21 protein-coding genes are annotated in these 23,452 nt (G+C 51.6%); 12 read left to right on the top strand and 9 right to left on the bottom strand.

All coding sequences use genetic code 11. The features are described 5' to 3' along the window. Positions 1-275: 275 nt before the first annotated feature. Positions 276-434 carry a hypothetical protein gene (locus tag EHT87_RS31620; protein WP_229321158.1) on the bottom strand — a complete coding sequence of 53 codons (159 nt, stop codon included), beginning with the start codon at positions 432-434 and terminating at the stop codon, positions 276-278. Between EHT87_RS31620 and EHT87_RS31860 the strand changes: the two genes are divergently transcribed. Continuing rightward, positions 406-468, top strand: a complete 63-nt coding sequence (locus EHT87_RS31860; RefSeq protein ID WP_374756034.1) for a potassium-transporting ATPase subunit F — start codon at positions 406-408, stop codon at positions 466-468. The genes EHT87_RS31620 and EHT87_RS31860 overlap by 29 nt on opposite strands. A gap of 11 nt (positions 469-479) precedes the next feature. Beyond that, on the top strand, positions 480-2,195 hold the full coding sequence (gene kdpA, locus EHT87_RS17785; RefSeq protein WP_124907990.1) for a potassium-transporting ATPase subunit KdpA: 1,716 nt from the start codon (positions 480-482) through the stop codon (positions 2,193-2,195). Here the strand turns inward: kdpA and EHT87_RS17780 are convergent. After that, positions 2,184-2,540 (bottom strand): toxin-antitoxin system TumE family protein, encoded by a 357-nt coding sequence (locus tag EHT87_RS17780; protein WP_124907989.1) that lies wholly within the window; start codon positions 2,538-2,540, stop codon positions 2,184-2,186. The genes kdpA and EHT87_RS17780 overlap by 12 nt on opposite strands. Continuing rightward, positions 2,527-2,835, bottom strand: coding sequence for a hypothetical protein (locus EHT87_RS17775; protein WP_124907988.1), 309 nt, complete (start codon positions 2,833-2,835; stop codon positions 2,527-2,529). Before EHT87_RS17775 ends, EHT87_RS17780 begins: the two co-directional genes overlap by 14 nt. Before the next feature lie 31 nt (positions 2,836-2,866). On the opposite strand from EHT87_RS17775, the gene kdpB reads away from it, so the two are divergent. The 7 genes from kdpB (at position 2,867) to EHT87_RS17740 (ending at position 11,172) form a co-directional block, all read left to right on the top strand. Next, entirely contained in the window at positions 2,867-4,930 is a 2,064-nt protein-coding gene (kdpB, locus tag EHT87_RS17770) for a potassium-transporting ATPase subunit KdpB (RefSeq protein WP_124907987.1), read from the top strand. 12 nt (positions 4,931-4,942) lie between these two features. Further along, positions 4,943-5,515 (top strand): K(+)-transporting ATPase subunit C, encoded by a 573-nt coding sequence (locus EHT87_RS17765; RefSeq protein ID WP_124907986.1) that lies wholly within the window; start codon positions 4,943-4,945, stop codon positions 5,513-5,515. 75 nt (positions 5,516-5,590) lie between these two features. After that, positions 5,591-6,709 carry a porin gene (locus EHT87_RS17760; RefSeq protein WP_124907985.1) on the top strand — a complete coding sequence of 373 codons (1,119 nt, stop codon included), beginning with the start codon at positions 5,591-5,593 and terminating at the stop codon, positions 6,707-6,709. A gap of 89 nt (positions 6,710-6,798) precedes the next feature. After that, entirely contained in the window at positions 6,799-7,926 is a 1,128-nt protein-coding gene (locus tag EHT87_RS17755) for a sensor protein KdpD (RefSeq protein ID WP_124907984.1), read from the top strand. After that, on the top strand, positions 7,923-9,662 hold the full coding sequence (locus EHT87_RS17750) for a sensor histidine kinase (protein WP_124907983.1): 1,740 nt from the start codon (positions 7,923-7,925) through the stop codon (positions 9,660-9,662). Before EHT87_RS17755 ends, EHT87_RS17750 begins: the two co-directional genes overlap by 4 nt. 115 nt (positions 9,663-9,777) lie before the next feature. Continuing rightward, positions 9,778-10,377 (top strand): SGNH/GDSL hydrolase family protein, encoded by a 600-nt coding sequence (locus tag EHT87_RS17745; RefSeq protein WP_124907982.1) that lies wholly within the window; start codon positions 9,778-9,780, stop codon positions 10,375-10,377. A 66-nt stretch (positions 10,378-10,443) separates the two neighbouring features. Continuing rightward, complete coding sequence (locus EHT87_RS17740) at positions 10,444-11,172, top strand: esterase family protein (protein ID WP_124907981.1); 729 nt, start codon at positions 10,444-10,446, stop codon at positions 11,170-11,172. A gap of 182 nt (positions 11,173-11,354) precedes the next feature. On the opposite strand, the gene EHT87_RS17735 is transcribed toward EHT87_RS17740, so the two are convergent. Beyond that, positions 11,355-12,290 carry a ring-cleaving dioxygenase gene (locus EHT87_RS17735; protein ID WP_124907980.1) on the bottom strand — a complete coding sequence of 312 codons (936 nt, stop codon included), beginning with the start codon at positions 12,288-12,290 and terminating at the stop codon, positions 11,355-11,357. 274 nt (positions 12,291-12,564) lie between these two features. Continuing rightward, positions 12,565-13,041: a DUF6252 domain-containing protein gene (locus tag EHT87_RS17730; protein WP_124907979.1), complete on the bottom strand. Its 477-nt coding sequence runs from the start codon at positions 13,039-13,041 to the stop codon at positions 12,565-12,567. 344 nt (positions 13,042-13,385) lie between these two features. Here EHT87_RS17730 and EHT87_RS17725 point away from each other — a divergent pair, with 344 nt between their 5' ends. Continuing rightward, positions 13,386-14,858 carry a serine hydrolase gene (locus EHT87_RS17725; RefSeq protein WP_229321156.1) on the top strand — a complete coding sequence of 491 codons (1,473 nt, stop codon included), beginning with the start codon at positions 13,386-13,388 and terminating at the stop codon, positions 14,856-14,858. Positions 14,859-15,215: 357 nt separating this feature from the next. Here the strand turns inward: EHT87_RS17725 and EHT87_RS17720 are convergent, their stop codons facing one another. From EHT87_RS17720 to EHT87_RS31360, 3 genes are all read right to left on the bottom strand, one after another. Next, entirely contained in the window at positions 15,216-16,025 is an 810-nt protein-coding gene (locus EHT87_RS17720; RefSeq protein WP_124907978.1) for a LytR/AlgR family response regulator transcription factor, read from the bottom strand. Between the two features lie 3 nt (positions 16,026-16,028). Further along, complete coding sequence (locus EHT87_RS17715) at positions 16,029-19,046, bottom strand: sensor histidine kinase (protein WP_124907977.1); 3,018 nt, start codon at positions 19,044-19,046, stop codon at positions 16,029-16,031. Positions 19,047-19,137: 91 nt separating this feature from the next. Further along, the gene (locus EHT87_RS31360) at positions 19,138-19,281 is read right to left on the bottom strand and encodes a hypothetical protein (RefSeq protein ID WP_185716270.1); all 144 of its coding nucleotides are present in this window, start codon (positions 19,279-19,281) and stop codon (positions 19,138-19,140) included. 422 nt (positions 19,282-19,703) lie between these two features. Between EHT87_RS31360 and EHT87_RS17710 the strand changes: the two genes are divergently transcribed. Continuing rightward, positions 19,704-20,390 (top strand): hypothetical protein, encoded by a 687-nt coding sequence (locus EHT87_RS17710; RefSeq protein WP_124907976.1) that lies wholly within the window; start codon positions 19,704-19,706, stop codon positions 20,388-20,390. Positions 20,391-20,424: 34 nt separating this feature from the next. Beyond that, positions 20,425-21,309, top strand: a complete 885-nt coding sequence (locus EHT87_RS17705) for a T9SS type B sorting domain-containing protein (RefSeq protein ID WP_185716269.1) — start codon at positions 20,425-20,427, stop codon at positions 21,307-21,309. 106 nt (positions 21,310-21,415) lie between these two features. On the opposite strand, the gene EHT87_RS17700 is transcribed toward EHT87_RS17705, so the two are convergent. Then, positions 21,416-23,332: a tetratricopeptide repeat-containing sensor histidine kinase gene (locus EHT87_RS17700; protein WP_185716268.1), complete on the bottom strand. Its 1,917-nt coding sequence runs from the start codon at positions 23,330-23,332 to the stop codon at positions 21,416-21,418. Positions 23,333-23,452: the final 120 nt, after the last annotated feature.

Genomic DNA, 23,452 nt, shown 5'->3' with positions numbered 1-23,452 from the left:
GCTATTCCTGTAGATTTTTCTCTCTTCGAAAATCTACAGGAATACACGCATGCTCCCTGCCTTCTGTTCGCTTCTAACGACCCTGTTTCCCGCCAGAAAAGTGGTTCGACCCTTCCAATTTGAAAAAAAGCCCTACCATTTTGGCAGGGTCAATCGTTCAATTGTTCAGGTATAAAAATAAATTCATGAATTAATACGCTGTTTTACAGTGTATTGTGATTCGTTTCCTTCTTCTCGGTGCCTACGGGCTCCTTTTTGCCAAGGGGTTAGCAACACTAACTAACCAACCAATGGCCACGCTTTTTCTCCTGATCGTCACCGCGCTGCTTTGCTTCGTCCTTTTTTACAAAGCCATCGAATGGTTTGAGAAAATCTAACCCGTTTCCCATGATCACCCTTGTTTTTATCGTCGCACTGCTGGTTTTCGCGTACATGTTGTACGTGCTGATTAAACCGGAAAATTTTTAACCCATACAACCATGTTTACGGAATGGATCGGTGTCATTGCGATGTACGGACTAACCGTCCTGCTGGCAATTCCGCTCGGCAACTACCTTGCTAAAGTCTTCAAAGGCGAACCGAATGTTTTTGATTTTATGGCTCCGCTGGAGCGTTTGATTTACCGCTTGGGCGGCATTAATCCCAATCGGGACATGCACTGGAAAGAAAATCTGGTGGCCCTGCTGACGATCAATGCCGTTTGGCTGGTCTACGCCTTTTTGTTGCTGTTAAATCAGGGTAGCCTGCCGCTCAACCCCGATGGCAACCCGTCGCAGACCCCGGATCTGGCGTTCAATACCGCCATTAGTTTCCTGGTCAACTGCGATTTGCAACATTATTCGGGCGAGTCGGGTGCGACCTATCTGACGCAGATGGGCGTGATGATGTTCCTGATGTTCGTGTCGGCGGCCACCGGAATGGCCGCAGCCGTTTTGCTGTTTCGCTCGTTTATGCCCAAAAGCGTCGATACCGTCGGCAATTTTTACGTGCTTTTTACGAAGTCCATCACGCGGTTGTTGCTACCGGGTTCGCTGGTTCTGGCCCTGATTCTGGCGTTCAACGGTACTCCGGCTTCGTTCGACGGCAAAGACACGATTGTGACGTTGCAGGGCGATACCGTGGGTGTTTCCCGCGGCCCGGCGGCGGCTTTAATTGCCATTAAACACCTGGGAACCAACGGGGGCGGTTATTTCGGCGCGAACTCGGCGCACCCGCTGGAAAATCCGAATTACCTGACCAACATGGTCGAAATGATGGCGCAGGTGCTGATTCCGATTGCCATGATTTTTGCGATGGGCTTCTTCATTAACCGTAAGAAATTCGCCTGGGTCGTCTACAGCGTCATGACCATCGGGATGCTTTGCCTGCTCATTCCGACCATTTTTTCGGAACTGGGTGGCAACCCGGCTATCGCCCGACTGGGAATTTCGCAACTGACGGGCGCTATGGAAGGCAAGGAAGTCCGCTTTGGTGCGCTGGCTTCGGGCTACTGGAGCATCGTAACGACCATTATATCAACGGGTTCGGTCAATGCGATGCACGACAGTTCGATGGCACTTTCGGGCGCGATGCAACTGCTGGGCATGATGGTCAACGCGTTCTACGGCGGGGCTGGCGCAGGGTTGCTCAACTTTTACTATTTCCTGATCATTGCCGTTTTTGTGTCGGGACTGATGGTGGGCCGGACGCCCGAACTGTTTGGACGGAAGGTCGAAGCCCGGGAAATCAAAATTGCCTCGATTGTAGCCCTGATGAGCGCGCTGCTGGTCAAAGGCGGAACGGCGTTGGGGGCCTGGATTTTTATGAACTATGGCACGGCAGAGTGGGCCGTTCAGCCCTCGGCCTGGCTCAACAACCCAGGTTTTCACGGTTTTTCGGAAATGCTGTATGAATTCACCTCGGCCAACGCCAACAACGGTTCGGGCTTCGAAGGGCTGGGCGACAACAATTTCTTCTGGAATTATTCAACGGGGATTGTGCTGATTCTGGGGCGGTTTTTACCGATCATCGGCCCGGTCGCGATTGCCGGTTTGCTGGCCAGCAAGAAGTACGTACCGGAATCGTCGGGAACACTGCCGGTCGATACGGCCACGTTTGGACTGATGATTTTTGCGGTTATTTTCATCATCACCGCCCTGTCATTCTTCCCCGCTTTGGCGCTGGGGCCGCTGGCGGAGTATTTTTCACTGCGGTGACAACTGGCGGGCAATATACTCAAGCACTTTTTCCAGCGTCATCGGCTCCGAAGGCTGAATATTTTCTTCAGAACCAACGTGCTGATGGTGAGGTGGGACTGATAGCAGATGACGTTCATGGGAGTTATCCCATCTGTGAATGAGCTGATTCGCATCGTCTTGCCACTGGTAAGAATATTCGTGCCAGTTGGAAACCGGTAAATGGTTCTCCCGAACATGAAGTAGTGTCCCATCGAGAAAGGTGATTTTAAGCTTAAAATGCACGAGGTCGGGGCGCAGCTTTACCTGCACGACTTCCTGATTCTTAATAATGGAATGGAAAGAAGATAGATCAGGAAATTGCATTGGGCAGCAGTTGTGCTAAACGTTTTTCGAGTAAACGTAATTGTTCCAATTCGGCAGACCAGTCCATACTATCGTCTTCCAGTTCGAACAAACCAAACTGAGTCAATTCGAAGAACTGCGAGCGGAATCGAATGTAATCCATACCATACTTCTTTTCAAAGACGGCGATAGCATCCAGACTAATTTTTATCTCTGCCAGCATGGACTCCCGAAGCTTTTCCGCAGCGTAGTCGTAAACGGACTCATAACCAATTTCCTGAACGGCCAATTCAATAACAGCCTGATGAACGGTCATAATACAAGACATTTTTTTCAAAGATAACACTATGGCACAGCCAAAACAATCCTCCCTCTTCCAGCGTGAGCTCGTTGGAAAAGCCATTCGGGAGTCGTTTATTAAATTAAATCCGACGGTTCTCATCAAGAATCCGGTCATGTTTACGGTCGAAATCGGCACGCTGATTATGTTGCTGGTGACGGCTTACATTGCCCTGTCGGGCGATACGTCGCAGGGAACGCTGGGTTACAACAGTGTCATCACCCTGATTCTGCTGGTAACGGTCCTGTTCGCTAACTTCGCCGAAGCCATTGCGGAAGCGCGGGGAAAAGCCCAGGCCGAATCGTTGCGCAAAACCCGGCAGGAAACCCCCGCCAAAGTCATTCGCACGGTAGGGGCGATGAAAGTCAATGAGATTCAGACGGTTCCCTCTTCGCAACTGGTGAAAGGAGATGTGTTTCTCTGCGAAACTGGTGACATCATCCCCTCCGACGGCGAGATCATCGAAGGGCTGGCCACCATCGACGAGTCGGCCATCACGGGCGAATCGGCGCCGGTTATTCGCGAAGCCGGTGGGGATAAATCCTCGGTCACGGGCGGTACGAAAGTGCTTTCCGACCGGATCAAAGTGCAGGTTACCACCCAGCCGGGGGAGTCGTTTCTCGACAAAATGATTGCGCTGGTTGAAGGGGCCAGCCGGCAGAAAACGCCCAACGAAATTGCGCTGACGATTCTGCTGGCCGGTTTTACGCTCATTTTTATCATCGTCTGCGTGGCCCTCAAACCGTTTGCCGACTATGCTCATACGCCGATCACGATTGCGGCCCTGATTTCGCTTTTCGTCTGCCTGATTCCGACGACCATCGGCGGTCTGCTGTCGGCCATCGGGATTGCCGGAATGGACCGGGCGCTGCGGGCCAACGTCATTGCCAAGTCGGGCCGGGCCGTTGAAACGGCGGGCGACATCGATACGCTGCTGCTCGACAAAACCGGCACAATTACGATCGGAAACCGGAAGGCCACCAACTTCTATCCCGCGCCGGGGGTCTCCAAAACCGATATGATCCGGTCGAGTGCACTGAGTTCACTGGCTGATGAAACGCCGGAAGGAAAATCGATCGTGGAACTGGCCGGAACGGAGGTCACGCGCAACCTGAGCACGACCGGCGCAACAATGATCAAGTTTACGGCTGAAACCCGCTCGTCGGGGATCGATTTGCCCGACCGCAGCAATAATCTGGTTCGTATTCGCAAAGGAGCAACCGATTCCATTCGGACTATGGTCACGCGGGCGGGCAACTCGTTCCCGCTTGAAACGGAGGAGCAGGCCAAAAAGATTGCCGCCAACGGTGGTACGCCCCTGGTCGTGGCCCAAAACGAAACCGTCATGGGCGTCATCGAGTTGCAGGATATCATCAAACCGGGCATTGCCGAACGCTTCGACCGGCTGCGGAAGATGGGGGTCAAAACCGTGATGGTGACGGGCGATAATCCGCTGACGGCCAAGTTTATCGCCGAAAAAGCGGGCGTCGATGATTACATCGCCGAAGCCAAACCGGAAGACAAAATGAACTACATCCGCACCGAACAGACCGGTGGCAAACTGGTGGCGATGATGGGCGACGGCACCAACGATGCTCCCGCGCTGGCCCAGGCCGACGTGGGTGTGGCGATGAACAGCGGTACGCAGGCGGCCAAAGAAGCCGGGAACATGGTCGATCTGGACAACGATCCGACGAAACTGATCGAAGTGGTGGAGATCGGAAAGCAGCTTTTGATCACGCGGGGTACGCTGACAACCTTCTCGATTGCCAACGACGTCGCCAAGTATTTTGCCATCGTTCCGGCCTTGTTTACAGTTTCGATTCCGGCCTTGCAAAGCCTGAATATCATGCGGTTACACACGGCCGAGTCGGCCATTCTGTCGGCCGTGATTTTTAACGCGATCATCATCCCGATGCTGATTCCGCTGGCGTTGCGGGGTGTTGAATACAAACCGATTGGAGCCAGTGCGCTGCTCCGCCGGAACCTGTTTATCTACGGTTTTGGCGGTCTGGTGGCTCCGTTTATCGGGATAAAATTACTGGATTTAGTGGTCGGTTTATTCGTCTAATCAATCAAAAAAATGAAAACTCATCTCTCCCCAGCTATTCGACTGACCCTCGTCATGCTGGTTCTTTTAGCGGTTATTTACCCCTTGTTGGTAGCTGGAATTTCCCGATTAGCGCCCGGTGGGGGTAAGGGCGAAACCGTTGAGGTCAACGGGAAAGTGGTTGGGTACGCCCGCATCGGTCAGTCGTTTACGGAAGACCGGTATTTCAACAGCCGCCCGTCGGCAGTGGATTACAAGGCCGACGGGTCGGCGGGGTCCAACAAGGGGCCGAGTAATCCGGAGTATCTGAAAACCGTGCAAGCGCGCATCGATACGTTTCTGGTCCACAATCCGGGCGTTCGGAAAGCCGATATTCCGGCGGAACTGGTCACGGCTTCCGGCTCCGGTCTCGACCCCGATCTGTCGCCCGCTGCGGCCCGAATTCAGGTGGCCCGCATCGCCAACGTACGCGGTATTTCCGCCGAAAGTCTCAATCAACTGGTTGATAGTCATACGGAAGGCCCGTTGTGGGGATTGTTCGGCCCGGCCAAAGTGAATGTGCTTCGTCTGAACGTCGATCTGGACAAACGTACCCACGGACTTTAGTCCGTGCGATCTTTAATGTTCCAGAACTTTACCAATGAATCTCACGGACTTTAGTCCGTGGGTACATCACTCAACATGAAGAAAGCGCTTGTTTTTTCGTTCTTATTGCTGGCTTCAGGCACTACGCATTCATTCTCACAATCGATGGATAGCACCATTGCCCCGGTTTCGGCATTGACTTTTTCCGGATACGCCGAACTCTATTATGTTCAGGATTTAAGCCAGCCCCAAGCCCAGGAGCGGCCCGGTTTTCTGTATAACCACAAACGGAATCGTGAGGTCAATGTCAATCTGGCGTTCCTGAAAGCGGCTTATGCGAACGAGCGGGTGCGCGCCAATCTGGCCATCCAGGTCGGCACGTACGCCCAGTATAATTATGCCGCCGAACAGCCGCTTCTCCGCAACATTTACGAGGCCAATGCGGGCGTGAAACTGACCAAAAACCGGGAGTTGTGGCTCGATGCCGGTGTTTTCACGTCGCACATCGGTTTTGAAAGTGCCATTTCAAAGGATTGCTGGGCACTGACGCGCAGTATGCTGGCCGAAAATTCACCGTATTACCTGGCTGGGGCTAAACTGACCTACAACACGCCGAACGGAAAATGGACCTTGCTCGGCTCGGTGCTCAACGGCTGGCAGCGGATCAATCGGCTTCCGGGCTACACCAAACCGGCTTTCAGTACGCAGGTTCAATTTAAACCCAGTACAAAAATTACCTTGAACTGGAGTGCATTTCTGGGTGCCGACCGCCCGGATTCGTTGCATGAAACCCGGTTTTTCAATAACTTCTACGCCATTTTGAACCCCACCGGCAAACTGGGCCTAACGCTGGGCTTCGACATCGGGGCTGACCGAAAACCGGTGATCGGTGAAAGACAGCGCGCCGGGAGTGGACACTATGTCTGGTATTCGCCGGTGATGATTGCCCGGTATGCCACCAGTTCGCGGAGTTACGTGGCCGCACGGGTGGAATATTATGCCGACAGGAATGGCGTCATAATTAGCACGGGAACCGCAAACGGGTTTCAAACTTCGGGCTATTCCGTCAATTACGACTATGCGGTTCTGCCTAACGCGGTCTGGCGGATTGAATACCGGTTGTTGCGGAGCAAGGACGCCATTTTTACCCATACCGCAGCGGTGGCCAGCCGCACCAACCAGGCGTTGACGACGTCACTGGCGATCAGTTTTTAACCAGAAAGGGGTAGCCGAGCGAGGAAAGACAGACGTTCGTAACAAGCTAATGGTGTCTTTTTTCTCTCGTCTCTTTCATCTCAGAAAAAATGGAAAATGACCGCGACCAATCCGCCGACCAGTTTCTCCGACTCATTCAGGAATCGCGCCGGGGAAAATTCAAAATTTACATCGGGATGAGTGCGGGTGTCGGCAAAACGTACCGCATGTTGCAGGAAGCGCATGCCCTGCTGCGGGGGGGAATCGGCGTGAAGGTTGGGTTTGTGGAAACGCACCGGCGGACGGAAACTCAGGCATTGCTGGAGGGACTGCCCGTGATTCCAAGACGGAAAGTCTTTTACAAAGGCCGCGAACTGGACGAAATGGATTTGCAGGCTATTCTGAACAGTCACCCGGAACTGGTCATCGTGGACGAGCTGGCGCATACGAATATTCCCGGTTCCAAAAACGAAAAACGCTGGCAGGATGTGCTCGAAATCCTCGACGCGGGCATTAACGTAATTAGTGCCGTCAATATTCAACACATTGAAAGTCTGTACGATGAGGTTCACGATATCACCGGAATCGAAGTGTCCGAACGCGTACCCGACCGGGTTTTGCAGGTAGCCGACGAAGTGGTGAACATTGACCTGACGGCCGACGAGCTGATTATGCGCCTGAAAGAAGGGAAGATTTACGACCCGGCCAAAGTAGAAACCGCCTTGCGGAACTTCTTTCAGGTGGAGAAAATTCTGCAACTCCGGGAACTGGCGCTCAAGGAGGTCGTGACGGCGGTGGAACGGAAAGTGGAAACCACGCTGCCGGTCAACACCCAGTTCCGCCACGAGCGCCTGATGGCTTCCATCAGCAGCAACCATGTCGTGGCCCGGCGCCTGATTCGGAAAACCGCCCGGCTGGCGGCCTATTACCAGGCTCGCTGGTGTGTGCTGTATGTGCAGACCCCCGCCGAAGATCCCAATCGCATCAAACTCGACGTGCAGCGGCATCTGATCAACAACCTGAAACTGGCCACGGAACTGGGTGCGGAGGTGATTCAGGTAAAAAACAAGAGTATCTTTAATGCGCTGGTCGAAGAATGCGAAAAACGTAAAATTACGACCGTCTGCGTGGGCAAACCTCATTTTAATTTGTTGCAGGTTATTCTGCGCACCCATGCGTTCAACCAGTTGCTGAATACGTTATCGGAATCGGACATCGACCTGGTGATTCTATCATGACTATCAAACTCAAAATATCGCTGGCGCTGTCCTTTCTGTTTGCCATTCTGCTCCTTTTGGGCGGCTCGGGCATTTATTACCTCAACCAGCTTTCCGACGATGCGCAGGCTATTCTGAAGGATAATTACACCTCTTTGCAATTTGTGGGGCGGATGCAAAAGGCGTTGCTGACCTGGAATACGGACCCCAATGCGTCGAAAACCTTCGAAAGTGCGCTTCACGAGCAGGAGTTAAATCTGACGGAAGAAGGTGAAAAAGAGCTCGTGCAGGCGCTGCGCCGGGATTTTGCCCGGTTAAGATCCGGCAACCGCACCGATTCGCTGACGCTGGCCCGCATTCAGCAAAATCTGCTGCAGGTGGGGGAGATCAACCAGCAGGCGATGTTTCGGAAAAACACCATCGCCGAAAAAACCGCCAGAGATGCGCTGATCTGGCTGGCCATGACGGGCACGGTTTGCTTCCTGATTCTCTTCTCGTTCATCATCAATTTTCCCGGTTACATTGCCAATCCGTTGCGGGAATTGACGCGCGGTATTCAGGAAGTGGCCAGTCGTAACTTTGAAGAACGATTGCATTTTCGGTCGAACGACGAATTTGGCGAACTGGCGCGGGCGTTCAACTCGATGGCGCACAAACTCGATGAGTATGAACACACCAAACTGGCCGATGTACTGTTTGAGAAAAAACGCATCGATACGTTGATCCAACTGATGGACAACGGGATTATCGGTCTGGATGAGAAAAAGAAAATCCGCTTTGTCAATCCCGTCGCTTGCCGGTTATTGGGCGTCGATGAAGCCGACATGGTCGGAAAATACGCGCCGGATGTGGCGCTGACGAACGATTTGCTGCGAACCCTGATTCAAAATCTGGTGTCACCGGCCGCCGAGCCCCCGGCCGTCGGGAACCTGCTGAAAATTTTTGACGAAGGAAAAGAAAGCTATTTCAACCGCCAGACGCACGTCGTTACGCTGAAGCGCACCGGCGAAAACCAGCCGATAGCCGCCGGGTGGGTCATCGTGCTGGAAAATATAACCGCCTACCAGGAGCGCGATCTGGCCAAAACCAATTTCATCGCGACGGTTTCCCACGAGTTGAAAACACCAATTTCGGCCATCAAAATGAGCCTGAAACTGCTGGACGATCAGCGGGTTGGCCCTTTGAATGACGAGCAGAAACAACTGGTCGATCACGTCCGCAACGATGCCGACCGGCTTTTGACTATCACCGGTGAACTGTTAAATATGGCACAGGTGGAATCGGGTCAGATTCAGCTGACGATCAAAGCCGTTGATCCGTCCGAACTGGTTCACTACGCCACGAAGGCGCTGGACGTGGCGGCTGGTCAGCGTAGGGTGCGGTTTGCGGTTTCGGGTTTGGCCGGTTTGCCCGCCATCAAAGCCGATCCGGACAAAGCGACCTGGGTGTTGGTCAACCTGTTGTCGAATGCCGTGCGGCACAGTCCCGAAGACAATGTGGTTGCCATTTCGGCCCGTCAGATTGGCAATCAGGTCGAGTTTACGGTGCGGGATTTTGGGCCCGGTCTGCGACCCGAACACCGGGCGCGGGTTTTCGACCGGTATTTCCGTGCCCCTGGTCAGAACGGTTCGGTGAGTGGTACGGGGTTGGGGCTGGCCATTTCCAAAGAATTCATTCAGACGATGGGGGGCGAAATTGGACTGAAAGACGGCATCGAACCGGGCGCGGCTTTTTACTTCCGGCTGGCCGTTGCCTAACGGACCCACGGTCTTTAGTCCGTGAGATTCGCTTGCAAGTTGATAAATATCAAATACGGACTAAAGTCCGTGGGTCCGTTTGTGTACTTTTGCGAGTCTATTCTAAAAAGCCCTTATGATCTGGTACGAAGACGAAGTCCATCAGCTTGAAAAAACGATTCAATCCACCACAAACAGTACCAATCGCACGGTTTTCTACGGCAGTTCATCCATCCGTCTGTGGAAAACACTGGAGCAGGATTTTCCCGGAAAGCAAGTTCTGAATATGGGATTTGGCGGTTCGACGCTGGCGGCTTGCAGCTGGTTTTTTGAACGGCTGGTGGTGCCGGCCCAACCCCGGACGCTGGTGTTCTACGCCGGCGATAACGACCTGGGCGACGGGCGTCATGCGGAGGAGGTTTACCTGTTTTTCTGTGCCTTGACGGGCAAAATGCAACAGTATTTGCCCGACGTACCCTTTACCTTTGTCGCCATCAAACCCAGCCCGGCCCGCTGGCACATTATCGACCGCATCCGGTATACGAACCACCTGATCCGGCAGAAAATCGAAACCCTGCCGGAGTATCATTTTGTGGACACCTACACGCCGATGCTCGACACCAAAGGACGCCCGCGCTGGGACTTGTTTGAGAGCGACGGGTTGCATTTAAGTCCCAAAGGGTATGCGCTCTGGCAACATATTTTGGTGCAACAGCCTCAGATTTTTAACAAATAGTTAACCGGGAAATTTGTCGATTACCTGAAAAATGATGCAAATTGCGGATGGAGAGGGCGAATTTGTATGCAGCGCGAATACCACAAATGGTTTAGTCCGCGACTGAACCGCGACATGGAACTTTTGGTCTTCGGCCATACCGGAGCGCGGGTGCTGGTGTTTCCAACCCGGCGGGGGCGGTTTTTCGATTTTGAAGACTTTGGTCTGGTCGACGCGCTGGCGGATAAACTCGAAAATGGCAAGTTGCAACTCTTTTGTGTCGACAGCATCGACGCCGAGAGTTTGTATAGCAAGTGGGTTCCTCCGCACGAGCGGGTACCGCGGCACCTCCAATTCGAGAAGTACATCCTGGAAGAAGTGCTGCCCTTCACGCGTTGCAAAAACCCACAACCGTTCATGATCGCACTCGGCTGCAGCTTTGGCGCTTTCCACGCGGTGAACATTGCCCTGCGCCATCCCGAATGGTTTGGTAAAGTGGTGGCACTCAGTGGACGGTATGATTTGTCCGTGCCCGTCGAGAGTTTTCGCGGATTATTCGATGCCTACTATGACGAAACAATTTACTTCAATACGCCCACGCATTTTCTGCCCAACCTCCACGACGAAGGCACGCTGGCGTTGCTGCGCCGGATGCATTTTCTGATTGCAGTCGGGCAGGAAGATCCGTTCCTCGAAAACAACCGGGAACTGAGCACTTCGCTGGGTGAAAAACAGATTCCGCACGATTTATACATCTGGGAGGGCCGGGCGCATCAGGCCGAATACTGGCAGCAAATGGTGAAGGTGTATTTGTAATTTATACCATTCGAGGGCCATTTTACCCCGGAGGGGTTTTCTGTTACTAGTAATGCAAGTTTCGTCAGCATTGTAGCCCCGGCCGGGGCGTTCTAATGGTTTTCTGGTCTTTTTAGAACGCCCGTAGAGAACGGTGGCTATTGACTGCAAACCCCGCCGGGGTAATTTCACTACTTAAAATATCATACCAAAACCGGGAGCTGGCCCTCGATCTGCGCCCGGCGGGGTTCATACTGAGCGGGCAGTTTTAGGTGTGTTCCCAACTCGCTGAGCGGCTCGTCGACGGTAAAACCGGGGTTGTCGGTTGCGATTTCAAACAGGACACCGCCCGGTTCGCGGAAATAGATGGAATGGAAGTAATTCCGATCGATCTGCTCGGTCACCTGCAAACCCCGGGCGGCAATTTTTTCCTGAAAATGTTTCTGAACGGCTTCGTCCCTGACCCGAAAAGCCACGTGGTGAATGGTGCCGCCCGCGACGTGGCCGCGCCCTTCGCCCGGAACTTCCACCAGGTCCACCAGATTCGCATTTTCAACCGCACTGGTGGCGAACCGGTAGCGGTTGACGTGTTGGTCAATAAGTTGATAGCCAAATACATCCGTCAGTATTTCGGCGGTATCTTTGATGTTTTCCAACGTTAACGTTACGTTGTGAAACCCTTTCGTGGCAACCGCGGCAGTCACTTCGTTCGTCTCCCAGGGTTTGCGTTCATCGGCGGTTTTGGAAACAATCAGTTCGAGTTTCAGGCCGTCGGGGTCCAGGAACGGGAGGTACGTTTCGCCAAACCGCTGCGTTGGTTTATTGTAGATCACATTGTGGTCCACAAACCGTTTTTGCCAGAATTCCAGACTCCCTTCCGGCACGGAATAGCCGATTTCGGTAGCCATTCCTGTACCTCTGCGACCCGGTGTCGTTGCTCCCCACGGGAAGAACGTCAGGATGGTTCCCGGCGAACCGCCTTCGTCGCCAAAGTAGAAATGGTAAGTGTTCGGATCGTCGAAATTGACGGTTTTTTTGATAAACCTGAGTCCCAGTATTTTCGTGTAAAAGTTGAAATTCCGCTGGGCATATCCGGCAATGGCCGTGATGTGGTGCAGGCCTAAAAGGGTGTCTTCCATAGGATCAGTCTTGAAAAGCGGATCAGGAAAGGTAGGAAAAACCGCTGGGATTTCTACGTTGGAAATTATAAAATGATTTAAAACCAGCTACTGATCCATGATGACGGTATTTCACCAACCCGGTAAAATCCGGCTCATCATCGTCAGCAGCATGAAAAAGTACAGGATTGAATTGGGAGATCATCGTTGTCAACGCTTTGATCAACCAAAAACGGCCAGTCTTGCGAACTGGCCGTGTGGATATAGATTGGGTTGTTGAAATACTGACGTACACTCAGCGAACATTCACATTGAAACTTCCTTCGGTCAAGGCTTTTTTCAGCTTGCCGGTTGCATCATACGCCGTGAAACTGAAGGTGCCGACCACATTCGTTGCGGTTTTTTTCGTGATGGTGATGGTTCCCGTGCCGCCGTTGATGGTTGAATAACTTTCGTTACCGAGGTTCAAGACTCCAAAGGTGACCGTACTGATTTCGTGCGTTCCTACGCCGGCGGTATTGGGTAACGCAATCGCTACCACGTCACTGGTTTTGCTGTCGAGGCCATAAACGCCATAGTATTTGTCATTCGCCGGAAAGCTCGCCAGGGCGTACGAAAAATCCGGAGCGTAGGTTTTTCCATCGACTTTTACCCGGAAACCGGCGGTAGTGGCCGTTTCTTCCGGAGCGACATCGTCACTTTTTTTACTGCATGAACTGAAACCGATGAGACCGATGATGGCGAGGATGGCAAAAAATTGAGAGGTTTTCATAAAAGTTAGACGAGTTGTTGGTAAGGATTTGAAACCGGGATCAGACAAGGCGTTCGTTTTTTTGTCCTTGCGTCCCTTTGATGTTTCAAAACTACGACAAGCGGAAGGGGCGAAAACGGGGACTGTGTGCAAGGCCGGTTTGACTTTAAACGCGGTGGGGATTATCCTAAAAGTGGTCGGTAATTTGAAAAACGTGCCTTTAAGGTCTCTAATAAAACCAGCCTGGTAACCGTATAAGTAGCCATCCGGGTGTAACCATTTGCGTTTTGGGGAGTTTCCCGCGCAACGCTGTGATCGAGCCCTCGTCTTTGCACAGCGGTATTGCCAACAAAAAGACAACAAAAATGATGAGCCACAACATTGATCCCTGGATTTTGCGCAGGGGCAGAATCGCTATCGGACTTATTTACTTTTTAGCCCATTCGGCAGCATGGGCGCAACCCGACAACGCGGAAGCTATCATTCGGCGGGAAATGCAGGAACGGCGGATTCCCGGACTCCAGCTGGCGGTCGTTCAGCGCGGTAAACTTGTTCTGCTCAGCTCGTACGGCACGGCTAATCTTCAGTATGCGACGCCGGTTACCAATCAGAGCGTTTTTTCGATCAATTCCTGTACGAAAGCCTTCACCGGTATTGCGATTATGCAGCTGGTGGAAGAAGGAAAAGTGGATCTGGCGGCTCCGGTGTCCCGGTACCTCGACGGACTTCCGGCAACCTGGCAACCCGTCACGATCCGGCAGTTGCTGACCCACGTTTCGGGCTTACCGGACATTCTTCGGGTGCTGGATACGGCGCCCGCGGACCAGGTGATGGACGAAGAAACCGCCTGGGCGAAAACGAAGGCCATGCCGATGGATTTTCCGACCGGGGAGCAGTATCGCTATAACCAGACAAACTACGCTTTACTGGGAAAAATCATCGACAAACTCAGCGGCAAACCGTTTGCCCAGGTCTTCAAGGAGCGGCAGTTTCAGGTGGCTGGCATGACGAACACCGGTTTGGGCGATTCCCGCGACGTGATTCCGAACAAAACCCAATCGTATGGGTACGTCACCAAAATGGATGGGCAATCTTTTCCGGAGGGCAAGCTGACCAACCGGTATGAGGTCTTTCCGACATTTCGTCGGACGGCATCGGGTATGAACAGCACCGCCGAAGATCTGGCTCACTGGATTATCGCGTTGCAGCAGGGCCAATTTTTCAAGACCAAAACCACCCTCGAAACCCTCTGGACGCCGGGAACGTACAACAACGGGACGCCAACCCAGTGGGCCGTCGGCTGGGTAACCAAACCGCGTCCCAGGCACCATGCCATGATTACCACCGGCGGGGGGCGCTCGGCGCTGTTTGTGTATCCCGAAGATGATCTAGCCATTGTCGTTCTGACAAATCTGGCCGGTTCGTTTCCGGAGGAATTCATCGACGAACTGGCGGGTTGCTATAACCCGGAAATTCCGAAATCCGACCCCATTACGACGCTCCACATGCAGTTGCGGAAACGCGGTTTTGACCAGGCCAGTGCGGTATTCGAAGAAGAAAAAAAGAAAAATGCCGCTTTCCAGCCAACGGAAACCGATCTCAACGACTGGGCATACCGCATGATGAGCCGGGGGCAATTGAAAGAAGCCCTCCGTATTTTTAAGCTCAACGTTGCCTTGTTTCCGGAAAGCTGGAATGTGTATGACAGCTACGGTGAAGCGCTGTTGAAGAACGGGCAAAAAGACGAAGCCATTGCCATGTACCGGAAATCGATTGAACTGAATGCCGATAACAAGGGCGGAAAACAGGTGCTGGAGCGGATGTTGAAAACGCCGTAAAATCCCCGACCGCTAGGGATTCGCAGCAAGCTTTTGGTTGTCCGTTGTTGCGCGCGTGTCGTGTCCGTTGTCGCTCGCGTGTCTCCGTTGCCGCTCGCGTGTCTCCGTTGTCGCTCGCGTGTCGCGAGTGACTTTCTATCCAAAGGGCCTCCGGCCCGATCCTTCCCGTCCACCAATGACCAACGACCCGATGACCAATCCCCGGGCCGGAGGCCCTTTGACTATAGAAATCACTCGCGGCACGCGAGCGACAACGGAGGAAGGCACGGGCCGGAGGCCCTTTGGATATAAAGTCACTCGCGGCACGCGAGCGACAACGTAGTCACGCGAGCGACAACGGGCTTTCCAAAACCGGTTTTATTTCAACTTCCCCGAATTGACGTAAAAGTCCGATAACAACGACAGGAACTCATCCTTGCGCCGGCGCGACACTTCGATTTCGGTATGATCGCTCATCCAGACCTGTCCACCGTCGCCTTTGACGTACCGTTTGATGTGTTCGAGGTTGATGATGTTCGATTGGTGGACGCGGAAGAAATAATAATTGTCCAGAATTTCCTCGTACTCTTTCAGCAGCCGCGACACAACGATAGCCGGGCCTTTGACCAAATGAAATTTGGTGTACGAACCCAATGATTCGCATTGAATAATATCGGTCATCTGCACAAAATGGATGCCTTCGGCGGTGGGTAACGCAATCCGCTGCTGGTCATTTTTTTTGCGCTGAACCAGCCGCGGGCTCGTCGGAGCGGTATCGAGATGCTCCTGCAAAATCTGGAGCTGCTGAGGATTGACACTTCCGGCCTGCCCTTTGAACCGTGCGATAGCCGCCTGCAACTCTTCCGGGTCGATCGGTTTGAGCAGGTAATCGATCGCGCTGAACCGGAACGCCCGGATGGCGTATTCCTGGTAGGCCGTGGTGAAGATCACGCCAAAATCCACTTTCCCGAAACTCGACAGCAAATCGAAACCGGATTTTCCCGGCATTTGAATGTCCAGAAAAACCAGGTTGGGGCGCTCTTTTTGAATCAGCTCGATTCCAAGGTCGGCATTTTTGGCTTCACCACAGATTTCCACATCCGGAGCAATCAGATGCAGCAAATGGGTGAGTGCTTCGCGGGCGTTGGTTTCGTCGTCGATGAGTACGGCACGGAGTGGAGGGTTCATACTTTATACGTTTTCGATGGGAATGGTCATGCTCACCCGCGTTCCGGTGGGGTTGTTGTCGGCATCATACAAATCGATCAGTTCAAGGCTGGCCTCACTGTCTTGCCGGCGGAGGGACTCAAAAATACCACGGGTCATTTCCTGTCCGCGCGAAATATGGCCTTCCGTGCGGGGCGAAAACGTTCGCCCGACCCCGTTGTCTTCGATGGTACAGACAATATGCCTGTTTAAAATCCGGGCTGAAATTTTCAACTTTTTTTCCCCTTCTTTGGGCATCAAACCGTGCCAGATTGCATTCTCGACGTAGGGTTGCAGGAGCATCGGCGGCAAATGAGCGTCCAGCAAAACCTCGTTGTCTTCGATGTCGAACGAATAACTGAATTCGTGGTTGAAGCGAAACGATTCGATTTCAACGTACATGCGCAAGGTGTCGATGATCTGTTCAAAAGAAAGATACTGATGATTGGAATTTTCCATGATCCGGCGCACCAGCTTCGAGAATTTCGACAGGTATTTTGCGCCCTCAATGCCCCGGTTGGTAAGCAGATAGTTTTGCACGGAGTTGAGGGAGTTAAACAAAAAATGCGGATTCATCTGCGATTGCAGGGCTTTCAGCCGCCATTCGGTGATCTGTAGATCCAGTTTATTCCGTTCGGCCAGGGTATTTACCCGCCAGCGCATCATCCCGACAATCAGACCGGCAATGGTAAGTCCAACGAGGATTCTGAAAAACCAGGTGTTGGTGAAATAGGGCTTTACCGTTACCCGAATGGCCAGCGGTTGGTTGCTCTTTAGTCCGGAACTGTTGCTGCTCCTGACACGCAGGGTATACGATTTCGCCGGCAGATTGGTGAAAGAAATCGTGTGCTGGTTGCCTATTTCGACCCAATTGGGTTCAAATCCTTCCAGTTGATAACTGTATTGGTTTTGGGAGGTGGGTTCAAAATTCAGGGTCGAAACGTTGAACGCAATGGAGTTCTCATCGGGTTGTAACACAATCTCGCGGGTAAGGTCCTGGTGAATCATCTTTCCCTTCACCTCAACGGAACTGATGGCAATGTGGGGAACGACTTTGGCCTGGTTCAGCGTGTTCATGTCCAGGATGTTCACGGTATTGATGTGGCCCATCACCAGTTGGTTGGCCGGTGTTTTCAAAAAACCGGCCGGGTAGTTGCTGTGCAGCCCCTCGATGGTCGACAGGTACTTTATTTTTCGGGTTTTGGGATTGGCAATGTGCAGTCCCTCATTGGTGCTGAACCACAGGGTGCCCCAGGCATCGTCGGCCACAGCCGAGCAGTATGTATCGTTCAGGCGATCATGCTGGTAGTCGAACGAGGTCAGAATCTGGCCGGTCGCCGAAATTGTATTGACCCCGCCCCAACTGGCCACCAGGATCGTGCCATGAGCACCGCGTTGTACGGCGTTGATGCACATACCGCTCAACCATTTTTCTTTATTGACGGGCAGATCCCGGATGTTGACAAAACGCCCCCCGACCTCATCGAAATAATACAAACCGTTGGGACAGGTGGCCACCCAGATTTTTCCGTCGGCCCCTTCTACCAGTGCTTTGATAAAATTGTTCTGACTTAATTGCCGACCCACTGACGCCGACCAGAGCCTGAGTTCTGCTGTAGTGGTGGGGTCAATGACTTTCAGCCCTTCGGTGAGGTTGGCGATCCAGAACCGCCCTTTCCGATCCAGCAGCCCATCCCGGAATTCCGTAGATTTAAACAAACGGGAAGCAACCGGCAAAGCCCGAAACGTGCCGCTGGCTGGGTGGGCCGCGAACAACCCCTTATCGGTGAACGCAACCGGCCGATTCTGAATCCAGCGGAGTTGGTACGTATAAGCACTGACGGGATAAGGCCAGAGGTGAAATTGATTTCTGGCGGGTTGCCACGTCAGCGCTCCCGAATGCGAGAGCCCCAGCCAAAACGTGCCGTGTGGCGTCTGCAAAGGACTGCTTACTTCAACCGGCAGGCGGACGGCGCTGGCGGGAATCGCAAAGGTGTGAATACCCGGATTGCGGTAGCGGTATTTAAAAATTCCTTCGCGGGTGCCAATCCAGAGAATACCGTTGTCCTTGTCGTCATACAAGTCTTTGACGTGGATGCCTTTGTCATAAAATTCGGGCAGATGATACAGCTTGTCCTGGTCCGGGTAATACAGACTGGCGCCTTTTTCGGTACCGATAAACAGCATTTTCCGGCCATTTTCATCGACCGATTCCTGGCCACAAATGACGTTTTGGTTCTCCAGTCCTTTCGTTACGAACAAAAAGGACGAATCAGAAGGCGAAAACCGGATCAGGCCGGTGTCATAGGCACCCATCCAGATGTCACCTTTGGCGTCCTCAAACGCTTTTTCGAGCCGGATGGGCCTTTTGTTAGCCGGTAAATGCGCTTCCCGGCCTAACAAACAGGTGAGCCGATCCCGTTGGCGGTCGTAGCTGTAAAGGCCGATTTCCGAAATTATCCAGAGCTGATGCTGACGATCTTCGAAAAAAGTGGCGTCCTGATGCACGTTGGCCACCGGCGAAAGGGCGTACCGATACCGCTTTTTAAGCGTCGGATTGTACCGTTTCACCGCCGTATAGTCACTCATCCAGACCTGATTGTAGGAGTCGACAAACACCCGGTCGTGCGTATCGTTGGTCGGATCGGTATCGTCAAAATTGTTTCGGAGAATGGTTTCGGCGGTCAGGGTGGCGGGGTCGATCCGGCATAAACCGCTCGTGGCAATCGTGGCGTAGACCAGGCCCGCCGAATCCGTGGCGATACCGGAGCAGTAACCCACCGTATAGCCGTCCAGGGTTTGAAAGGTATAGCCATCGTAGCGGCAGATATTTCGGCCCGTACCGATCCATAGAAATCCCTGTTTGTCTTTCATCAGGCACCAGACTTCATTGGAAGGCAGGCCTTCTTTCGTCGTCAGGTGTTCGAGCGTTAGCGCGGGCATTTGGGCATTGGACCGCCAACAGGCACTTAAAACCAGCAGCAGAACCAGGAAATGCCTCATAAACCGATCCGAAATTGATAAACCGTAATATTACGTATAATGTAGTAAGAATTGATTTTATCTCCGGCGCTGACGGCATACGGCTGTGGCGCTAAAAAAAAACCAGGCTGAACAGGATAATCAAGGTGATGATAAACCAGGCGATCCAGTCGAATCCCCGTTCCAGAAATTGCTGTAAGGCTTCTTTGACCGATTTCAGGCTGTCTTTTTTGGTGAAATTCCCGCCACGTCCCATGCTCTTTTCTTATTTATGGATAGATAGTCCTTTAAAACTGACTCCTAAATACGAGGTAAGGTGGTCCGATTGATAAACGGAAGGGATTTCGCCGGAAACGGTTGCCTTGAATTGATATGCGGTTCTGCCCGCCTGTGACGGTCGGCCGTGTTCAGGGTGCGCGGTGCCGGATCCGTCATTCCGGGTTCGCTGTTGAACGCCAAATGCTGACGTGCGGATAACGAATCACCGGCAAAGTATACTTGAATACTATTTTGTACACACAAAATTAATTAGTGTGACTTTTTATTGAATAGGAAGTCTACATTAACAAATGTAATCCGCAAAATGGCCAGAAAGGCTATTGGAGCCGGTTTTTGATGATGTAAATAATAACAGATTACTTGGGTCATAGCACTTGTAGAAGTTAGTTGTTGATGAATATGAAAAAAAAAATCTACCTCCTTGCGGGTCTTTTTCTGTTTTTTGTGAGCGCATCTTTCGCCCAGAATGGAAAATTCGACGTCCGATTTTTGGTCAAAACCATCGACTGTACTACCGGCAAAGCCGTTATCAATGTGCAGGTTAAGGCCAGCAATGCTCCGGGGATTTTCCTGATGGGCGATGCCAATTACCGGTTCGATTATGATCCCCGAATCATCAACAACCCCGTTATTCTGACGCAGGAAAACTTTTCCAGTCAGGCCCCGGCCAGTGACGTCCGGTATGGGGTCCAGAATCTGAACGGCAGCACCTTCGGAGCCACCAAAGGAACCGTTTCGCTCAATACCATCTACGGCGGTTCGGGTACGGGGGCGGCATCCGTCGGCACCGACTGGATTACCGTTTCGACCATCCAGTTCGATATCGTCAATACGCAGTTGATTCAAAACAACTGCTTTGCCATTGTCTGGCATACCAACGCTCCGGCCGATTTCCCAAGTTGTGGAAAGACGAGAGCGGTATTTTTGATCAGTATCGTTATGGTGACTTCAATATGGATGCCGACGTCAACTTTGTCGACAGCGTGTTGTGGAAGAAAAATAACGGACGCTATTCTAAAGTTCCTCACTGATGCGCTAAAAGGTCCAGCGGCAGAAACCGCTGGACCTTTCGTGATCCGAATCTGAAGTTTGAATTCTATTCTACGTAAAATCAATGCATATGAAACGGGTTTTCTTTCTCTTTGCAGTCTGTTCGTCGCTTCTGGCTAAAGCCCAAAATGGTAAGTTCGATGTGAGGTTGCTGCTTAAAAAAGCCGATTGTGCTCATCAAAAACTGCTGGTAGCAGTAGAAGTAAAGGCACACGATGAAGGCAGTTCATTTTTGATGGGCAACGCGAATTTTCGCTTTTTATACGACGCTCATCTGATTAAAGCTCCCGTCATTGTCGATCAGCAGAATTTTACCAGCCAGGGCGAAAACGCCAGCCTGAATTACAATCCTTTGTCATTGAATGGCTCCGCCGAGCGCAATGCCAGCGGCATCGTTTCATTGAATATTATTTATAGTGGTTCGGAGCACAACGCTACGGCGGTAACCAACACCTGGCTTCCGATTGCAACGCTGCAGTTCGATTTGCTGAATCCGGATGAAAAAGCCGGAACGGTTCTGGTCTGGAATGATGACAAGGCGTTTCCCGTTACCGGGCTGAGTGAGGTAGTGCTGAAGAAAAACACGGCTGAATTTGACTATGATACTTACATCACCAAAGCCAGTGGTGTATTTGAAAACCTGACGATCAAATCGATTGCCAGCGTCTGCTCCGGTTCAAACCCGGAAGCGACTGGTGAAGTCAGAATTCCGGAAGGGTTCTCGCCGAATGGTGACGGTACCAACGATAAATTTACCATCGTGAATTTAGGCAAACTGGTCGCAGAGGTAACCATATTCGATCGCAATGGCACGGTTATTTACGAATCAAAAGATTATCAAAATGACTGGGAAGGCCGGGACCATAACAAGGACTTGCCGACGGGAACCTATTTCTACAGCATTCGACTGAGCGACGGACGGAAATTTACCCGTTCGATGACTCTTTCGCGCTAGACTAAACCCTTTACATCTCGCAATAATTAGAAAGCCTATGAAGACTCTTTGTGGGCTTTTTTAGTATACTGGCAGAATTGGGAAAAAGAGAAATCGGCCAGGATGCTTACTGCACCGGGAGTTCAATATAAAAAGTTGTTCCCTGACTTACATCACTTTCAAACCAAAGCTTGCCCTGGTGGGCTTCTACAATTTGTCGCGAAATGGAAAGGCCCATGCCGAACGGTTTTTCGCCTGCCGTTCCTGCCCGTTTCGCATCCGTATACAAATCGAAAACTTTGTCTTTCAGTTGGACCGGGATACCAATACCCTGATCCTTGATGGTTATTGAAACGGTATGAACATTTTTTTTCATCCGAACCGAAATCGTAGAGTCGGGTGGGCTGAACTTGATGGCATTCGTAATAAGGTTGCTGATAACCCGCCACATTTTCTGGCGGTCCAAAAAAACTGAAACGACTTCTGTTCTGAGGTCAATCTCCTGCTTCTTTTCCTGGGCTCTTAATCTCAACATATCCACGCAGGACGACAGAAACCCCTGTAACTCTACCATTTCTTTTTTAGTCACCGAGGTGTTGGCGTGCATGAGGTTGTCGATGAGGATGAGGGAGTTGGCGGAAGAGGATTTGATGATTTCAAGAAAATCCCGGGGCTTGTGGGCCTTAAACTGCCCTTCGATCAACAGGTCAACCGCCATACTGATCGCACCAATCGGCGTGCGTAGATCATGGGCAACGATCTGCAAAAGACGGTTATTTTCCTGCTGACTTCGTTCCAGCTCCGTTAGTGTCGTTTGCAGTTGCGTGTTCCGTCCGATGATCCGCTGATTTAACTCCGCTGATTTCAGGAGATTTTTGCGGGTACGTTTCCAACTCTGCCAGATCAAAAAAACGATAATGAGTGACAGCAGCAGAACCGCAATGGTCCCGATCAGATAAAGACGATTCACTTCATCTTTTTTACTCAATAACTCAATTTCATGCTGACTTCCCAGATTCCGCAGGGCCTGATCCATGTCCTCAAAAATTGCCTTATGGTGATCGGAAGAATCTCTCAGCACCAGATAATTTTTGAGATAGTGGTATGCCTGGCTAATCTGGTGTACTTTCTCAAAATATTGCCATTGCAGGTTGTTCCATCGCAAAGACGCTTCCGGGTGAGGTAAGGTATCCAGCGAAGCTTTCAGGGAAAGGAGTTCCAGTCGGGCCATTTCCAGTCGATTACTAACCAGATAAACTTCGCAAAGCTTGGCCTGAGAAAACTGGGCATCCCGGTTGTAGTACCCCTTTTGACGATTGATGCGAATGCTTTCCTTGAGCAAAAATTCCGCGTGCGGAAAGTCCTTTCGTTTCAGGTAAATAACCGCCTGATTTCCATAAATTACGGCTCTGGCCATGGCCATAAAATCTTGTTGATTCGGGAATTTATGTTCATTCTGCCGAATAAAATGCAACGCTTTTTCGTAGTAATACAGCGCACTATCCGGCATTTCCAGGTTCGAATAGCTCAATCCAATATTACTTAAGTAGCCCTGAGGGCTTACAAACAAATTATCAAAATCGTTGGGGCCGGTACACGTCATCACTTCGCGGTAAGCCTGTTTATAATACGTGGCGGCTTTCCTGTAATTTTTTTCCTGATAATTCATTCCGGCAATCCGGCTGGTGTATTGGCTGCTTTGGCACGTGTCGAGTGTCGATTCGATGAGCACTTTCCCCTGAAAGTACTGACTGTAGGCTTCGTCATATTGTTTTAGGTAATGTAAGTTATCGCCACGCAGAAGACGGGCACGAGCGTATTCTTTGGGATAGTTTATTTTACCATTATTGGCTTCGAGAAGCAAAAAAAGACTGTCGACATAAGCCACTGCCTTACCATAATCCATTTTAAAATTAGGGTCAGCATAATTTCCTCTCAGAAAGTCATACTTGCGGTAGGTATCCATGACGCCCGCTTCGGGAAACCGGGCATAGGCTGAATCAAGAAAGGCTTGCGAACGCTCGACTCCCTCCGAAAATTTCAAAAAAGTCGCCCGGTTAATTAGACTATCTACCCGTGCATGATGGTCCGTATCGCTGGTTGTACGCAACTCACAACTGTAGAACCCGAAGGAAATAAGCCAAATCAGGCTATATCTGCGTTG

This window comes from Larkinella knui, from assembly GCF_003858645.1.
Classification (GTDB): Bacteria; Bacteroidota; Bacteroidia; order Cytophagales; family Spirosomataceae; genus Larkinella; species Larkinella knui.
This window is presented reverse-complemented; position numbering and strand designations above follow the sequence as displayed.

Excerpts from the sequence above, each read along its gene's own strand:
- EHT87_RS17755 (WP_124907984.1), top strand. The coding sequence starts at position 6,799 with ATGGAAAATGACCGCGACCAATCCGCCGACCAGTTTCTCCGACTCATT.
- EHT87_RS17710 (WP_124907976.1), top strand. The coding sequence starts at position 19,704 with ATGAAAAAAAAAATCTACCTCCTTGCGGGTCTTTTTCTGTTTTTTGTG.
- EHT87_RS17765 (WP_124907986.1), top strand. The coding sequence starts at position 4,943 with ATGAAAACTCATCTCTCCCCAGCTATTCGACTGACCCTCGTCATGCTG.
- EHT87_RS17720 (WP_124907978.1), bottom strand. The coding sequence starts at position 16,025 with ATGAACCCTCCACTCCGTGCCGTACTCATCGACGACGAAACCAACGCC.
- EHT87_RS17715 (WP_124907977.1), bottom strand. The coding sequence starts at position 19,046 with ATGAGGCATTTCCTGGTTCTGCTGCTGGTTTTAAGTGCCTGTTGGCGG.
- EHT87_RS17730 (WP_124907979.1), bottom strand. The coding sequence starts at position 13,041 with ATGAAAACCTCTCAATTTTTTGCCATCCTCGCCATCATCGGTCTCATC.
- EHT87_RS31360 (WP_185716270.1), bottom strand. The coding sequence starts at position 19,281 with ATGGGACGTGGCGGGAATTTCACCAAAAAAGACAGCCTGAAATCGGTC.
- EHT87_RS17725 (WP_229321156.1), top strand. The coding sequence starts at position 13,386 with ATGATGAGCCACAACATTGATCCCTGGATTTTGCGCAGGGGCAGAATC.
- kdpB (WP_124907987.1), top strand. The coding sequence starts at position 2,867 with ATGGCACAGCCAAAACAATCCTCCCTCTTCCAGCGTGAGCTCGTTGGA.
- EHT87_RS17775 (WP_124907988.1), bottom strand. The coding sequence starts at position 2,835 with ATGACCGTTCATCAGGCTGTTATTGAATTGGCCGTTCAGGAAATTGGT.
- EHT87_RS17780 (WP_124907989.1), bottom strand. The coding sequence starts at position 2,540 with ATGCAATTTCCTGATCTATCTTCTTTCCATTCCATTATTAAGAATCAG.
- EHT87_RS17760 (WP_124907985.1), top strand. The coding sequence starts at position 5,591 with ATGAAGAAAGCGCTTGTTTTTTCGTTCTTATTGCTGGCTTCAGGCACT.
- EHT87_RS31620 (WP_229321158.1), bottom strand. The coding sequence starts at position 434 with ATGTACGCGAAAACCAGCAGTGCGACGATAAAAACAAGGGTGATCATG.
- kdpA (WP_124907990.1), top strand. The coding sequence starts at position 480 with ATGTTTACGGAATGGATCGGTGTCATTGCGATGTACGGACTAACCGTC.
- EHT87_RS17705 (WP_185716269.1), top strand. The coding sequence starts at position 20,425 with ATGAAACGGGTTTTCTTTCTCTTTGCAGTCTGTTCGTCGCTTCTGGCT.
- EHT87_RS17740 (WP_124907981.1), top strand. The coding sequence starts at position 10,444 with ATGCAGCGCGAATACCACAAATGGTTTAGTCCGCGACTGAACCGCGAC.
- EHT87_RS17745 (WP_124907982.1), top strand. The coding sequence starts at position 9,778 with ATGATCTGGTACGAAGACGAAGTCCATCAGCTTGAAAAAACGATTCAA.
- EHT87_RS17750 (WP_124907983.1), top strand. The coding sequence starts at position 7,923 with ATGACTATCAAACTCAAAATATCGCTGGCGCTGTCCTTTCTGTTTGCC.
- EHT87_RS17735 (WP_124907980.1), bottom strand. The coding sequence starts at position 12,290 with ATGGAAGACACCCTTTTAGGCCTGCACCACATCACGGCCATTGCCGGA.